Source organism: Streptomyces coeruleorubidus, assembly GCF_028885415.1.
GTDB classification, from domain to species: domain Bacteria; phylum Actinomycetota; class Actinomycetes; order Streptomycetales; family Streptomycetaceae; genus Streptomyces; species Streptomyces coeruleorubidus_A.
On record NZ_CP118527.1, the window covers coordinates 7,508,858 to 7,524,502 of the forward strand.

Here is a 15,645-nt window from a genome sequence, read left to right on the forward strand (position 1 = left end):
CAGCCAGGCGGGACCGGCGGCCCGCCGCGCCGCGCGGCCTGCGGCAGCTGAGCCGAGACGCGCCCGCACCCGCCGCACGGCGAGAAGGGGACGTGTCGGGGGGTGTCCGCCCGCAGCGGTTGGCGCGTCGACGGACAGTCAGTCGGTATCCGACCCCATCGCGCCGTTCCGAGGACGGACACCCCCCGACGCGGCCCCGCCCCACCGCACCCCGGTAGGCGCTACGCGCACCCCCACCGAAGCCGCACAGGCCGCCGCAGGCACCCCGCCCAACCGCCGGAGGCCCCCGTAGCCCTCCGCAACCACATGCACACACTTCGAATCGGTTCAACCTCTTGACGGGAGGCAACCCGAACGGCTCAGCTTAGAGTTCACTAGTTGGACATGGACGGGGCCTCATCGAAGCGGCCCCGCGCGCAGGAGGTCGTCGTGGAGACTCCGGGGTCGCAGTCATCGCTGCACCGAGCCAACCTGGAGCGGGTCGTACGAGCCGTACGCCTGGCGGGCTCCCTCACCCAGGCCGAGATCGCCCGGACGACGGGCCTGTCCGCGGCGACGGTGTCCAACATCGTCCGGGAGTTGAAGGACGGCGGCACGGTCGAGGTCACACCCACCTCGGCAGGCGGCCGCAGGGCCCGCAGCGTGTCGCTCAGCGGTGACGCCGGCATCGTCATAGGGGTCGACTTCGGCCACACCCACCTGCGCGTCGCCGTCGGCAACCTCGCCCACCAGGTCCTCGCCGAGGAGTCCGAGCCCTTGGACGTGGACGCCTCCTCGACCCAGGGCTTCGACCGGGCGGAACAGCTGGTCACCCGCCTGATCGAGGCCACCGGGGTCGACCGTTCCAAGATCGCCGGCGTCGGCCTCGGCGTGCCCGGCCCCATCGACGTCGAGTCCGGCACCCTCGGCTCGACCGCGATCCTCCCCGGCTGGACGGGCACCAAGCCCGCCGAGGAGCTCCGCGGCCGCCTCGGCGTCCCCGTGCACGTGGACAACGACGCCAACCTCGGCGCCCTCGGCGAGATGGTCTGGGGCAGCGGCCGCGGCGTGCGCGACCTCGCGTACATCAAGGTCGCCAGCGGTGTCGGCGCGGGCCTGGTGATCGACGGCAAGATCTACCGCGGTCCAGGCGGTACCGCCGGAGAAATCGGACATATTACACTCGATGAATCCGGCCCCGTCTGCCGCTGCGGAAACCGCGGCTGCCTGGAGACCTTCGCGGCCGCGCGCTACGTGCTCCCGCTCCTCCAGTCCAGCCACGGCACCGACCTGACGATGGAAGGCGTCGTGCGGCTCGCGCGGGACGGAGACCCGGGCTGCCGTCGGGTGATCGCCGACGTCGGCCGCCACATCGGCAGTGGAGTGGCCAATCTCTGCAACCTGCTGAACCCGAGCCGCGTGGTGCTCGGCGGTGATCTCGCCGAGGCCGGTGAGCTGGTGCTCGGGCCGATCCGGGAGTCCGTGGGCCGCTACGCCATCCCCAGTGCGGCACGCCAGCTGTCCGTTCTCCCCGGGGCGCTCGGCGGCCGTGCGGAGGTGCTCGGAGCGCTCGCGCTGGCCCTCAGCGAGATGGGCGATTCGACCCTTTTGGACGGCACTGCCGTCGGGGCGCTGCAGGCGGGGACCCCTGCCTTCACTTAGAGAACGGATGGCACCGTTGCCATCTCGTTAAGGATTTACTTCTTGACGTCGCACGTGTGGCCGAGTTGACTTCCAGCCACCTCGGCCGCAATGTCGCGGCCTCGTCAGGGAGGTTTCTGAAGTGAACACGCGTATGCGTCGCGCCGCCGTTGCGATTGCCGCCGGTGCGATGGCTGTTTCGCTTGCTGCCTGTGGCAGCGCCAAGGAGTCCGGCGACAACGCCGATTCCACGGGGTCCGCCAAGAAGGGCGACGACATCAAGGTCGGCCTGCTCCTTCCGGAGAACGCGACCGCGCGCTACGAGAAGTTCGACCGGCCGCTCATCCAGAAGAAGGTCAAGGAACTCACCAACGGCAAGGGCGAGGTCGTCTACGCCAACGCCAAGCAGGACGCCAGCACGCAGAACCAGCAGGTCGACACGATGGTGACCAACAAGGTCGACGTGCTGATCGTGGACGCGGTGGACTCCAAGGCCATTGCCGGCTCGGTGAAGAAGGCCAAGGACGCGGGCATCCCGGTCGTCGCCTACGACCGCCTGGCCGAGGGCCCGATCGACGCCTACACCTCGTTCGACAACGAGACCGTCGGCAAGACCCAGGGCGAGGCCCTGCTGAAGGCCCTGGGCGACAAGGCCAAGGACGGCCAGATCGTCATGATGAACGGGTCGTCCACCGACCCGAACGCCGCCCAGTTCAAGAAGGGCGCGCACTCCGTCCTCGACGGCAAGGTGAAGATCGGCCGCGAGTACGACACCAAGGAGTGGAAGCCGGAGAACGCCAACTCCAACATGGAGGGCGCCATCTCCGCCCTCGGCAAGGACAAGATCGTCGGCGTCTACTCCGCCAACGACGGCATGGCGGGCGGCATCATCACGGCCCTGAAGGCGGCCGGTATCGCCGACATCCCCGTCACCGGCCAGGACGCGGAACTCGCGGGCGTGCAGCGCATCGTCACCGGTGAGCAGTACATGAGCGTCTACAAGCCCTACCCGCAGGAGGCGGACGTCGCGGCCGAGATGGCCGTCGCCCTCGCCCAGGGCAAGTCGCTCGACTCGATCGCCAAGGACAAGGTCGACAGCCCGACCACCAAGGCCATCCCCTCCGTCCTGGTCCCGGTCGTCTCGCTGACCAAGGACAACATCAAGGACACCGTCATCAAGGACGGCATCTACACCGTGAGCGAGATCTGCACCGGCAAGTACAAGGCCGCCTGCGACAAGATCGGCCTCAAGTAGACAGTCGTCAGGTCCCCCCCAAGCAGTCGTCAGGTCCCCTGAGGGGTACGGGAGTCCGCGTCCGGACTCCCGTGACGCTCGTGGACTCTCGTGACTCCCGCACGGGACCGGCTGCCCCGAGTTCCTCCGGCGCCCCGCCACACCAGCCCCGCCAAGCTCCGCGGGGCGCCGGAGTGATCGCTCCTCCCACACTTCTGCACTACCTCCCGCCGGGTCAGGCGGTGAAGGAGATGGTTCACGTGTCCGCTACGCCCGTGCTGGCGTTGCGCGGGGTCTCCAAGCGGTTCGGTGCCGTACAGGCGCTCACCGACGTAGAGCTTGAGGTCCACGCCGGTGAAGTGGTCGCCCTGGTCGGCGACAACGGCGCCGGAAAGTCCACGCTGGTCAAGACGATCGCCGGCGTGCACCCCATCGATGAGGGCGTCATCGAATGGGACGGCAGGTCCGTCCAGATCAACAAGCCGCACGACGCCCAGAACCTGGGTATCGCGACCGTCTACCAGGACCTCGCGCTGTGCGACAACATCGACGTCGTCGGCAACCTCTACCTGGGCCGGGAGATCCGCAAGCGCGGTGTCCTGGACGAGGTGGAGATGGAGCGCCGCTCCCGCGAGCTGCTCGACACGCTGTCGATCCGCATCCCCAGCGTGCGCATCCCGATCGCCTCGCTGTCCGGCGGCCAGCGCCAGACCGTGGCCATCGCCCGGTCCATGCTCGGCGAGCCGAAGCTGGTCATCCTCGACGAGCCCACCGCCGCCCTCGGCGTCGAGCAGACCGCGCAGGTCCTCGACCTGGTCGAGCGGCTGCGCGAGCGCGGCCACGCCGTGATCCTCATCAGCCACAACATGGCCGATGTGAAGGCCGTCGCGGACAAGGTCGCCGTGCTGCGCCTCGGGCGCAACAACGGCATCTTCGAGGTCAAGTCCACCTCGCAGGAAGAGATCATCTCCGCCATCACCGGCGCCACCGACAACGCCGTGACCCGCCGTGCGGCGCGCACGAACGGGGAGGTTTCCAAGTGAGCATCGACAAGACCTCCGCGGTGCCCGAAGACCACGTCGTGGAGAACCCCGAGGCGGCCAAGGCCGCCGTCACGGTCGTCGACCCCCGGCTGCTGGTGCGCGAGCAGGGCCTCGCGGGCTACGTCACCGAGTTCAAGCGGAAGATGAAGTCCGGCGACCTGGGCTCCCTCCCGGTCGTCGTCGGCCTGGCCATCATCTGGATCATCTTCCAGAGCCTGAACTCCAACTTCCTCACCGCGGGCAACCTGTCCGACATGTCCGTCGCCATGGTCGGCACGGGCATGATCGCCGTCGGCATCGTGTTCGTGCTGCTGCTGGGGGAGATCGACCTGTCGGTCGGCTCGGTCAGCGGTGTCGCGGGTGCGAGCTTCGCCGTGCTGAACGTCACCAACGGCATGAACGAGTGGCTCGCCTTCCTGCTGGCCATCGTCACCGGCACGGTCGCCGGCGCGCTGCACGGCTTCTTCTTCGCGAAGATCGGTGTCCCCGCGTTCGCCGTCACCCTGGCCGGACTGCTGTTCTGGAACGGCTTCATGCTCCAGATCCTGGGCGACAACGGCACGATCAACCTCGACCCGGACGGGGTCGTGGCCCAGCTGACCAGCTACTACTTCTCGGACGTGGCCGCCGCCTACGGGCTGGCCGCCGTGGTGACCGTCGGGTACTTCCTCAGCTCCTTCCTCGGCAACCGGCGCAGGGAGGCCGCGGGGGTGCCGTCGCGGCCGCTGAGCGAGACCATCGTGCGGACGGTGCTGCTGGCGATCGTCGCGTTCGCCGTCGCCATCGTCTTCAACCAGTACAAGGGCCTGCCGCTGGCCGTGGTGATCTTCATCGTGGTGCTGCTGGTCACGGACTTCGTGCTGCGGCGCACGGCGTACGGCCGGAAGGTTTTCGCCCTCGGCGGCAGCGTCGAGGCGTCGCGGCGGGCCGGCATCAACGTGGAGATGGTCCGGATCTCGGTGTTCGCGATCTCCGGGACCTTCGCCGCGGTGGGCGGTCTGTTCATCGCCTCGAAGATCGCGGCGGCCAACCAGGGTGCCGGTGGCGGTGACCTGCTGATGAACGCGATCGCGGCCGCGGTGATCGGCGGTACGTCGCTGTTCGGCGGTCGTGGGCGTACGTGGAACGCGCTGCTCGGTGTGCTGGTGATCGTGTCGATCCAGTACGGGCTCGCCCTGGAGGGCATCGCTTCTCCGGTGCAGTACATGATCACGGGTGGTGTGCTGTTGGCCACGGTCGTGATCGACGCGGTGACGCGTAAGACGCAGAAGACGGCAGGGCGCGCGTAGCGCCGAAGAACACCGCTGTGCCCGGCACCGTGAGGTGCCGGGCACAGTCATGTCGTAGGTGTGGCACAACTTGGGTACAGCCGAACGCGTGACGTACGACGCATGGCCTCGGCACCGCCCGCGAAGGCGGAACATTAGACTCGACAAACCCGGCAACAGCTCTACTGCAAGGAGGCACGGGTGCCGCTGCTGACCCGTATCAGGGGACCGCGCGATCTGGACCGGCTCAGCCTGGAGGAGCTGAACCAGCTGGCGGAGGAGATCCGGACCTTCCTTGTCGAAGCGGTCTCCAAGACCGGCGGTCACCTCGGCCCCAACCTCGGCGTGGTGGAGCTCACCATCGCCCTGCACCGGGTCTTCGACTCGCCCAAGGACAAGGTGCTCTGGGACACCGGTCACCAGTCCTACGTGCACAAACTCCTCACCGGCCGTCAGGACTTCTCCCGGCTGAAGATGAAGGGCGGCCTGTCCGGCTACCCCTCGCAGGCCGAGTCCGAGCACGACGTCATCGAGAACTCGCACGCCTCGACCGTCCTCGGCTGGGCCGACGGCATCGCCAAGGCCAACCAGCTCCTCGAGCGCGACAGCCACGTCGTCGCCGTCATCGGTGACGGCGCGCTGACCGGCGGCATGGCCTGGGAGGCGCTGAACAACATCGCCGACGCCAAGGACCGGCCCCTCGTCATCGTCGTCAACGACAACGAGCGGTCCTACGCGCCGACCATCGGCGGTCTCGCCAACCACCTCGCGACGCTGCGGACGACGGACGGCTACGAGCGGTTCCTCGCCCGCACCAAGGAGGTCCTGGAGCGCACCCCCGTCGTCGGGCGGCCGCTCTACGGCACCCTGCACGGCGCCAAGAAGGGCCTGAAGGACTTCATCGCCCCGCAGGGCATGTTCGAGGACCTCGGCCTGAAGTACGTCGGCCCGATCGACGGACACGACCTGGAGGCCCTGGAGTCCGCGCTCGCGCGGGCCAAGCGGTTCGGCGGGCCGGTCATCGTGCACTGCCTCACCGAGAAGGGCCGCGGCTACCAGCCCGCCCTCCAGGACGAGGCCGACCGCTTCCACGCCGTCGGCAAGATCCACCCCGACACGGGCCTGCCGATCGCCTCCTCCGGCGCCGACTGGACGTCCGTGTTCGGCGAGGAGATGGTCAAGCTGGGTGAGGAGCGCGAGGACATCGTCGCCATCACCGCCGCCATGCTCCAGCCGGTGGGCCTGGAGAAGTTCGCCAAGCGGTTCCCCGAGCGGGTCTACGACGTCGGCATCGCCGAGCAGCACGGCGCCGTGTCCGCGGCGGGCCTGGCGACGGGCGGGGTGCACCCGGTGTTCGCGGTGTACGCCACCTTCCTCAACCGGGCCTTCGACCAGGTGCTGATGGACGTGGCCCTGCACAAGTGCGGCGTGACCTTCGTGCTGGACCGGGCCGGTGTCACCGGCACCGACGGGGCGTCCCACAACGGCATGTGGGACATGTCGATCCTTCAGGTCGTGCCGGGGCTGCGGCTGGCCGCGCCGCGTGACGCCGACCAGGTCCGCGCCCAGTTGCGGGAGGCCGTCGCGGTCGACGACGCGCCGACCGTGGTCCGCTTCTCCAAGGGCGCCGTCGGTCCCGCCGTTCCCGCCGTGGGCCGGGTCGGCGGCATGGACGTGCTGCGCGAGCCCGGCACCGACCGGCCCGACGTGCTGCTGGTCTCCGTCGGCGCCCTCGCGCCGATGTGCCTGGAGATCGCCGGCCTGCTCGACAAGCAGGGCATCTCCACGACCGTCGTCGACCCGCGCTGGGTCAAGCCCGTCGACGAGGCCATGGCCCCGCTCGCCGAGCGGCACCGCGTGGTCGTCACCGTCGAGGACAACAGCCGGGTCGGTGGTGTGGGTTCGGCGATCGCGCAGGCGCTGCGCGACGCGGGTGTCGACGTGCCGCTGCGTGACTTCGGCATTCCGCCGCGCTTCCTCGACCACGCCTCGCGCGCCGAGGTCATGGCCGAAATCGGCCTCACGGCGCCGGACATCGCCCGCCAGGTGACCGGGCTGGTCGCCAAGTTGGACGGCCTCCCCCACTCTCGGCTGCGCTCGAGCGGGGGGACCCCCACCGAGCGCTCCGCGGCCGACGCCGTCGACTCCGTGGAACCCGCGCGCGACTGACACCGCTGAATGGGCCGGTTCCACCACCGTGAAGGGTGGTGGAACCGGCCCATTGGCGTGAATCCGTCGGTGCCGGGGCATACGGATGGTGCCCCCTCTCGATCATGTCGAGGACGACAAGCGTGGGAGGTACCCCGTGAGCAGTACCCTCTTCCGGACGAAGAAGGTCGAGCAGTCCATCCTCGACACCGAGGAGCCAGAGCACGCGCTCAAGAAGTCCTTGTCCGCGCTGGATCTGACCGTCTTCGGTGTCGGCGTGATCATCGGCACCGGCATCTTCGTCCTCACCGGAACAGTCGCGAAGAACAACGCCGGGCCCGCGACGGCTCTGGCGTTCGTCGCGGCCGGCGTCGCCTGCGCCCTGGCCGCTCTCTGTTACGCCGAGTTCGCGTCCACGGTCCCGGTCGCCGGGTCCGCCTACACGTTCTCGTACGCCTCCCTCGGTGAACTGTCGGCCTGGATCATCGGCTGGGACCTGGTTCTGGAGTTCGCACTCGGTACGGCGGTGGTGGCCGTCGGCTGGTCCGGCTACATCCAGTCGCTCATGGACAACGCGGGCTGGGCGATGCCCGCGGCCCTGGGCAGCAGAGAGGGCTCCGACGTCTTCGGCTTCGACCTCCTCGCCGCCGCGCTCGTCCTCGTCCTCACCGGCATCCTCGTACTCGGCATGAAGCTGTCCGCGCGGATCACGTCGATCGTCGTCGCCATCAAGGTGACGGTCGTCCTCGTCGTGATCATCGCGGGCGCGTTCCTCATCAAGGGCGAGAACTACGACCCGTTCATCCCGAAGGAGAAGCCGGTGGAGGCCGGGTCGAGTCTCGACTCCCCGCTGATCCAGCTCATGTTCGGCTGGGCGCCCTCCAACTTCGGCGTGATGGGCATCTTCACCGCCGCCTCCGTCGTGTTCTTCGCCTTCATCGGCTTCGACGTCGTGGCCACGGCGGCGGAGGAGACCCGGAATCCGCAGCGTGACATGCCGCGCGGCATCCTCGGCTCCCTCTTCATCTGCACGGCCCTGTACGTCGCCGTGTCGATCGTCGTGACCGGCATGCAGCACTACAGCCAACTGTCCGTCGACGCGCCGCTCGCCGACGCGTTCAAGGCCACCGGGCATCCCTGGTACGCCGGTTTCATCAGCTTCGGTGCCGCGGTCGGTCTGACGACGGTGTGCATGATCCTGCTGCTCGGGCAGACCCGGGTGTTCTTCGCGATGAGCCGCGACGGACTGCTGCCCCGCTTCTTCTCGCGCGTCCACCCGCGGTTCAAGACCCCGCACCGGCCGACCATCCTGCTCGGCGTGGTCATCGCGATCCTGGCCGGCTTCACTCCGCTGACGGAGCTCGCCGCCCTGGTGAACATCGGCACGCTGTTCGCCTTCGTGGTCGTCGCCATCGGTGTGCTCGTCCTCCGCAGGACCCGCCCCGACCTGCACCGGGCCTTCCGCACCCCCTGGGTGCCGCTCATCCCGATCCTGTCGGTGTGCGCCTCGCTGTGGCTGATGATCAACCTGCCGGCCGAGACGTGGGTGCGGTTCGGTATCTGGATGGCCGCCGGGTTCTTCGTGTACTTCCTCTACGGCCGCACGCACAGCCGCCTTGCGAGGGGAGAGGAAACGAAGCCCGAGCAGACGCTTTAGCGGTGACCTCCGGTGGTTGGGCCGGGGTGCCTGCGGCGGCCTGCGCGGGTGTGGTGGGGGCTTGTGTCGCGCCTTCGCGGTGGTGGTGGGTCGGGGCCGCGTCGGGGGGTGTCCGTCCTCGGAACGGCGCGATGGGGTCGGATACCGACTGACTGTCCGTCGACGCGCCAACCGCTGCGGGCGGACACCCCCCGACACGTCCCCTTCTCGCCGTGCGGCGGGTGCGGGCGCGTCTCGGCTCAGCTGCATGCATGCGCTTAGCTGCGGGCAGTCGTGCCGCTTGGGGCGGCACGGGTGGGCGCAGCGGCACCCCGCAGCGCCGGGTTGCGCAACGCCTCGGCCCCAGCAGCCGCTGGCGGCACCCCGTTCCGCCGGGCTGCGGACCCACCCCGCGCCGGCAGGAACGCCGGGCGCCTAGGGACGTACCGTGCGCGGCCCCGTCACTTCCGCCCCCAGCTCCCCGACCCGCCTCCGTAGCTCCCGGTCCGCCGTGACGACCAGTACGGGACGCGCCCCCGCCCCCGCGACCACCTCGACGATGTGGTCGTCCCCGCTGCCTGTCGCCGACTCCACCCGCACCCCGGCCACGGACTCCACCCCCCGCGCCGCTCCCTCCACCACGAGCACGATCTCCACCGGCCCGTCCAGCCCCGGCACCCCGTCCGACGCCAACCGGTCCCGCAGCCGCTCCGCCGCCCCCTTCCTGTCCCGCCACCAACCGTCCGGCACCGACCCGACGACATTCGCGGCGTCGACGACGACAAGCAAGGGAGCGTTGCTGTTCATGTCGTCAGGGTCGCACGGCGGATCTCGGCCAGGCAGGGGCGGGCGCGGCGGCCGACCGCCCCGCCCGCGTAAAGTGAACTGGTGAACGGCGACTGGCTCATCTGCGGCCGCGACGGCCGCCTCACCGTCTACCTGCCCTCCGGCGACGCCGTGCTGTGCCGTGCGGAACGCGGCCCCGCCGGCTCCTGGGACGCACCCCGAACCGTCGGCGGCACCCAGAAGCTGCACCCGGGTGTCGCGGTCGGCCAGGGGCCCGACGGTTACGCCCACCTGGCCGCCTGGCGGCCCACCGTGCCGGGCGAGTCGGGACTCGTGCACTCCACCCACTTCCGGCCCCGGCTCGCGCCCCTGGACTGGGTCCCGATCGGCCACCCTGACAAGAAAGGCGACCGGACGGGCCCGCCGGCCGTCGCCGTGGACTCCGCGGGGCGCGCCTACGTCTTCGTCCGCAACAACGGCGGCGGGTTGAGTCTGCGCAACCAGAAGATGAAGGGCGGCTGGGGACCCTGGCAGGACCTCGAGGGGCACGACGTCGAGGGGGAGTTGGCCGCCGTGACGGGCGAGTCGGGGATGGTCGAGGTGTTCGCGTCCGTGCCGGGCGGGATCCTGCACTGGCGGCAGGAGGAACACGGGAAGACGCCGGTGCGGACCGAGGGCGTGGATGTGGCGGTCCGGGCGGGGACGCTCCGGGCCCTGTCCACGTCCGCCGAGCACACCACCCTCTTCTTCACGGACGCCTCCGGCGACCTGTGCGCCTGGCGCCCGGGGGAGAAGCCGGTGACGCTCATCGCCTCCGCCGGGCCGGGGCCCGTGTCCGCCGTGCGCTGTGAGATCGAGGGGCACGACTGCACCGTGCTCGCCCAGCGGTCGTCGAGTGGCCGGGTCGCCTTCGCCGCCTATCCGACCGAACAGGAGTCCGCCGGGGCCTGGTGGACCGAGTCCGGTCCCCAACTGCCCGCCGACGCCAGGGTGTCGCTGGCACTCGACGAGCATGACGAGGTCGTCGCGGCCTCCATCTCCCCGTCGACCGGGAAGCTGCTGCTCACCCGCCGCAAGGACGAACCGGGGCTCGCTCTGGAGGCCTGGCGGGAGATCTGACACCCCGTTCTTTCTGAGGCTCCCATCGCTCCAGACACACGAAGTGTGCCAAGGGTTGCAGGGATGTGTGCGTGACGAGATGCACCTCGGGTGAACGTGGTCAAGAAGTGAAGGTCTTGTTAACCTCCTTGCACTGTTCGATTTTGCTGGGGGGCCGGTTGTCGCTGCGTCTGGCCGGGGCCGCGGCAACGGGGGTTGGGGAATGATGTCGTGAGCAGATCCTCCACGGTGGATCTCGTCGTTGTCGGACTCGGTTACGTGGGGCTGCCGTTGGCCAGGTCCGCGGCCGCCGCGGGCCTGAAGGTGGTCGGTCTCGACCGCAGCCGACGGGTGGTCGACGGGTTGAACGCCGGCCGTTCGCATGTGGACGACATCACCGACTCCGATGTGCGCGGCATGCTGGAGCGGGGCTTCGAGGCCACCGACCGGGCCGGGGTCATCGCGGACGCCGCCGCGGTCGTGGTGTGTGTGCCGACGCCGCTCACCGACCACGGTGCTCCGGACCTCGGCGCGGTGCACGCGGCCGTGGACGACATCGCCGCCCATCTCCGCGCCGGCACGCTGGTGGTGCTGGAGTCGACGACGTACCCGGGGACCACCGACGAGGTCGTCAGGCCCCGGCTGGAGGCCGGTGGGCTGCGCGTCGGCGCCGACTTCCACCTCGCCTTCTCCCCGGAGCGCATCGACCCGGGCAACGCCGCCTACGGGCTGGAGAACACGCCCAAGGTCGTCGGCGGCAGCACGGCCGACTGCACCAAGGCCGCCCGCGCCCTCTACGAGCGTTTCGTGAACCGGGTCGTCGAGGCCAAGGGCACCCGCGAGGCCGAGATGGCCAAGCTGCTGGAGAACACCTACCGGCACGTCAACATCGCGCTGGTCAACGAGATGTCGATGTTCTGCCGTGAGATCGGCGTCGACCTGTGGGATGCCATCCGGTGTGCGTCGACGAAGCCGTTCGGGTTCGCGCCCTTCTACCCCGGCCCCGGTGTCGGCGGGCACTGCATTCCGATCGACCCCAACTACCTGTCGTACAAGGTCCGTTCGCTGGGCATCCCGTTCCGGTTCGTGGAGCTGGCTCAGGAGATCAACCAGCGGATGCCCGTGCATGTCGTCAACCGGGCGGCCGATCTGCTCAACGACCAGGGCAAGGCCGTGCGCGGGTCCCGGGTGCTGCTGCTCGGCGTGACCTACAAGCCGGACATCTCCGACCAGCGCGAGAGCCCCGCGCTGGCCGTCGCGGAGAACCTCCTCGCACGCGGTGCCGAACTCGTCTACTTCGACCCGCGCGTCGAGGACTGGCGCGTCGGCGGCGTGCCAGTCGAGCGTGCCGGTGACTATCTCGCCGCCGCCGAGGACGCCGACCTCACCATCCTGCTCCAGCCGCACCGCGAGATCGACCTGGGGGAGCTCGCCGACCGGGCCCGGGCGCTCTTCGACACCCGGGGCAGGTCCGCCGATCACCCGCGGGTGGTCAAGCTGTGACCTCCGAAGACACGTACATACCCGGGGCCGTCGACTCCGGGGGCCGTCGCGCGCACCGCAAGCGGCGGCACCTGAAGGTCTCGTACTTCGTCTTCCTGGGCCTGGCCGCGCTCATCGCCACCCGGCTCGACGCCGGTTCGCTGCACCTGTACTCGATGGGTGCCATGGGCCTGCTGTCCCTGAAGATGTTCGGCGCCCTCTTCTACCGTCCCGCCAAGGCCGGGCGGGAGGAACTGGAGTACCTGGAGAACGCCTGGGTCACCGCGGTCATCCCGATCTACAACGAGGACCCGGTGATGTTCGAGCAGGGCATGCGCAGCCTCCTCGCGCAGAGCCGACTGCCGAACGAGATCCACATCATCGACGACGCCAGCGCCGACGACTCCGGCATCAGGGCGGCCAAGAAGATGCGCCGCGAGTTCGAGGCCAAGGGCGTCAAGTACACGGTCAGCGTCCAGCCCGAGAACAAGGGCAAGCGCGAGGCCCTCGCGCTCGGCTTCGAGGCCGCCCCGTACTCGGACATCTTCCTCTGCGTCGACTCGGACACCGTCCTGTCCCGGGACACCGTCCGCGAGCTGCTGCTGCCGCTGGCCGACGAGAAGATCATGGCCTCCACCGGCATGGTGCTGGCGCTCAACCACGACAGCAACATCTTCACCCGCCTGCAGGACCTGCGCTACGGCAACTCGTTCCTCTTCGAGCGGGCCGCCTACTCCCGGCTGAAGTCGGTCCTGTGCTGCTGCGGCGCGCTCTCCGCGTACCGCGGCACGCTGGTGCGCAAGTACCTGCCGGACTTCCTCAATCAGCAGTTCCTGGGCAAGCCGGCCGTCTTCGGCGACGACCGCCGCATGACCAACTACTGCCTGATGGAAGGCCAGGTCGTCTTCCAGGAGACGGCCGTCGGTTACACCGCCGTCCCCGAGAAGCTGCCGCACTTCCTGCGCCAGCAGGTCCGCTGGAACAAGTCCTTCTTCCGCGAGTCGCTGTGGGCCTTCCGGCACCAGAAGAAGTACCGTCCCGCCTTCTGGCTGACCTGCATGGAACTCGCGCTGTGGCTGGTCTTCGGCTCGGCGATGTTCTACTCGATGGTCATCCTGCCCATCATCAAGCCCGAGCAGTTCGTCCACCACATCGGCGACTACCTGATCTTCATGGTGCTGATGGGCTACCTGCGCAATGTGCGCTACCTCGACTTCCCGCGCCGGGGCATGGGCTTGGTCAAGCGGTTCGGCATGTTCCTGCTCGCGCCCATCTACGGCGTGATCCAGCTGACCCTGCTGACCCCGCTGCGGTTCTACGCCCTGTTCACCCTGCACAAGGGCAGTTGGGGCACCCGCCAGGGCGGTGTCGAGGTGTCCGTGGCCGGTGACCACGAGTCCGAGGTGACGGAGATCTTCGAGGAAGAGGACCCGTACTCCGACAAGAAGGTCACCGAGACGCTCCAGCTGATGCGTCTGGAGGGCGCGGCCCTGCGCACCCGGCCCCGCCCGGCGGGCGGCATCCCGGCCCAGCCGCAGCCGATCCCGGGCTACGACGAGGAGCAGCACGCGGGTGTCCCGCAGCAGCGCGTGAGCTGGGGGACACCGGAACCGGCCGGCCGGCAGCAGTGGCAGGGCGGGTACGACGGCTACCCCGACCAGTACCAGCAGCCCTACCCGGGCCAGGGCCACGACCCTCAGCAGGGCGGACATCCGTACCCGGACCCGTCCTGGCAGCAGGGCCAGGGCCAGGGGCAGGGGCAGGGGCAGGGATACGGGCAGGGCGGCGGCTGGTAGGCCGCGTCCGTCGGACGGGAACATGGGAGAGGGGCGGCCGGGGGGCCGCCCCTCTCCCATGTGTCCGGTCTCGTGCGTCCGGGCCTCAGGTGTACGAGGCCATCGCCTCCTCGACGGTCAGCACCGGGATGTCCCGGTCGTCGATCGCCTTCATCAGCGTCTCCAGGCCCGCCTTGCCGATCTCGGTGCTCTTCGTCGGGGCGCCCTCGGTGACCTTGTGCAGACAGAGGATCAGCCAGTCACCGCTGTTCACGCACCGGTCGAGCCGGCCGCCCGCGCCCGTGAGCTTCGACAACGCCGTACCGCCGATGCCGGTGCCGTCGTTGATGCCGGTCAACGCCTTGAGGCGGTACGGCATCGCCGGGGCGAACGACTCGATCGTCTCGGAGATGATCGACCGGGCCGTGGTGAAGTGCCGGCTCGCGATCTGGTCGACCGGGACACCGTCGGTCGTCTTCTGGAACGCGCCGTGCGGATAGGCGAAGTGCTCGCTGGTGAAGCCGTTGGACACCAGCCACTCGCGCAGCTTGCGGAAGTCGGCGTCGGCCTCCTCGGCGGTGAGCTTGGGATAGCTCGCCGTGTGTACGGCGTTCGCGTACGAGTGGCCCGCCATCTCCCAGCCGGAGAAGTCCTGCATCGAGCGCATCTGGCCCAGCGTCAGGAAGCTGCCCGTGCCGATGGCGTCGGCGATGTTGTAGACCGTGCCGGGGAAGCCGTAGCGGTCCATGACCGGACGGGCCAGGTCGTGGATCGACTTGTGGGAGTCGTCGAAGGTGAGGGAGACGACGCCCTTGGGGAAGACCGAGACGGTGTCCGGTATCAGCTCGACGGCCTGGAGCCGGTACGTCACCGGGCCGCCCGCGTCGTCGTACACGGCGAACGACATGTCGGTGAAGCCGGTCTTCGTGGACGGCTTGCCGCCGGCGCCGATGGAGTACGTGCCGGCCGCGGCGTTGACGTCGGCCCACTGGAGGTGGACCGTCACCCACTCCCCGGACTGGACATAGTTGGCCCCCGTCTTGGAGTGGGCGTGGAGCGTCCAGGCGAAGTGGTTCGCGAGGGAGCCGCTGCCCAGGTAGAAGACCATCTTGGACAGGTTCGTGACGTCGTCGACGCGGAAGACGAGCCGGATCATCTTGCCGCTCATGCTCATCGCGGGCATACCGGTCTTGCGGACGTAGGACTGCTTGCCGGTGCCGTTCGTGGTCACGCGGACCGACTGGGTGCCGCGCACGAAGACGGACTTGTCGTTAGCCTCGGCCGACGCGGTGCCCGCGCCGCCCGGCGTCCAGCCGTGGGAGGCCTGGAACTGCTGGGACCAGCTGGCCCGGCGGTACTTGGGGCGACGGCCCGAGGGGGCGTAGAGGGGAGGCGTGGTGAGGCCTCCGATGGCTCCCTCGGCGGCCGGCGCGGCGGCGGGCTGTGCCACCACCTGGCCCAGCCACGCGCCGCCGCCGGCCATCGCGACGCCTCCTGTGCCACCCATCAGCAGGGCGGAACGCCGGCTCACCACCGGCTTGTTCTCCGCAGCCTC

11 protein-coding genes are annotated in these 15,645 nt (G+C 69.5%); 9 read left to right on the forward strand and 2 right to left on the reverse strand.

Annotated elements, in window-relative coordinates; translation table 11 throughout:
- The first annotated feature begins 429 nt into the window (after window positions 1-429).
- From PV963_RS34795 to PV963_RS34820, 6 genes are all read left to right on the forward strand, one after another.
- Window positions 430-1,641 (forward strand): ROK family transcriptional regulator, encoded by a 1,212-nt coding sequence (locus PV963_RS34795; RefSeq protein WP_274820434.1) that lies wholly within the window; start codon window positions 430-432, stop codon window positions 1,639-1,641.
- Between the two features lie 133 nt (window positions 1,642-1,774).
- Window positions 1,775-2,875, forward strand: coding sequence for an ABC transporter substrate-binding protein (locus tag PV963_RS34800; RefSeq protein WP_274822201.1), 1,101 nt, complete (start codon window positions 1,775-1,777; stop codon window positions 2,873-2,875).
- A gap of 230 nt (window positions 2,876-3,105) precedes the next feature.
- Window positions 3,106-3,897, forward strand: a complete 792-nt coding sequence (locus PV963_RS34805) for an ATP-binding cassette domain-containing protein (RefSeq protein WP_059420691.1) — start codon at window positions 3,106-3,108, stop codon at window positions 3,895-3,897.
- Complete coding sequence (locus PV963_RS34810; RefSeq protein WP_274820435.1) at window positions 3,894-5,186, forward strand: sugar ABC transporter permease; 1,293 nt, start codon at window positions 3,894-3,896, stop codon at window positions 5,184-5,186. The genes PV963_RS34805 and PV963_RS34810 overlap by 4 nt, the downstream gene beginning before the upstream one ends.
- A 180-nt stretch (window positions 5,187-5,366) precedes the next feature.
- Entirely contained in the window at window positions 5,367-7,334 is a 1,968-nt protein-coding gene (dxs, locus tag PV963_RS34815; RefSeq protein WP_274820436.1) for a 1-deoxy-D-xylulose-5-phosphate synthase, read from the forward strand.
- Window positions 7,335-7,470: 136 nt separating this feature from the next.
- The gene (locus tag PV963_RS34820) at window positions 7,471-8,970 is read left to right on the forward strand and encodes an amino acid permease (protein WP_274820437.1); all 1,500 of its coding nucleotides are present in this window, start codon (window positions 7,471-7,473) and stop codon (window positions 8,968-8,970) included.
- Window positions 8,971-9,384: 414 nt separating this feature from the next.
- Here PV963_RS34820 and PV963_RS34825 read toward each other — a convergent pair whose 3' ends face one another.
- The gene (locus PV963_RS34825) at window positions 9,385-9,756 is read right to left on the reverse strand and encodes an NTP pyrophosphohydrolase (RefSeq protein ID WP_274820438.1); all 372 of its coding nucleotides are present in this window, start codon (window positions 9,754-9,756) and stop codon (window positions 9,385-9,387) included.
- Window positions 9,757-9,837: 81 nt separating this feature from the next.
- On the opposite strand from PV963_RS34825, the gene PV963_RS34830 reads away from it, so the two are divergent.
- The 3 genes from PV963_RS34830 (at window position 9,838) to PV963_RS34840 (ending at window position 14,111) form a co-directional block, all read left to right on the forward strand.
- Window positions 9,838-10,854: a hypothetical protein gene (locus PV963_RS34830; protein WP_274820439.1), complete on the forward strand. Its 1,017-nt coding sequence runs from the start codon at window positions 9,838-9,840 to the stop codon at window positions 10,852-10,854.
- A 210-nt stretch (window positions 10,855-11,064) separates the two neighbouring features.
- On the forward strand, window positions 11,065-12,336 hold the full coding sequence (locus PV963_RS34835; protein WP_274820440.1) for a nucleotide sugar dehydrogenase: 1,272 nt from the start codon (window positions 11,065-11,067) through the stop codon (window positions 12,334-12,336).
- The gene (locus tag PV963_RS34840) at window positions 12,333-14,111 is read left to right on the forward strand and encodes a glycosyltransferase (protein ID WP_274820441.1); all 1,779 of its coding nucleotides are present in this window, start codon (window positions 12,333-12,335) and stop codon (window positions 14,109-14,111) included. Before PV963_RS34835 ends, PV963_RS34840 begins: the two co-directional genes overlap by 4 nt.
- Window positions 14,112-14,196: 85 nt before the next feature.
- Here the strand turns inward: PV963_RS34840 and PV963_RS34845 are convergent, their stop codons facing one another.
- On the reverse strand, window positions 14,197-15,621 hold the full coding sequence (locus PV963_RS34845; protein WP_274820442.1) for a polysaccharide deacetylase family protein: 1,425 nt from the start codon (window positions 15,619-15,621) through the stop codon (window positions 14,197-14,199).
- Window positions 15,622-15,645: the final 24 nt, after the last annotated feature.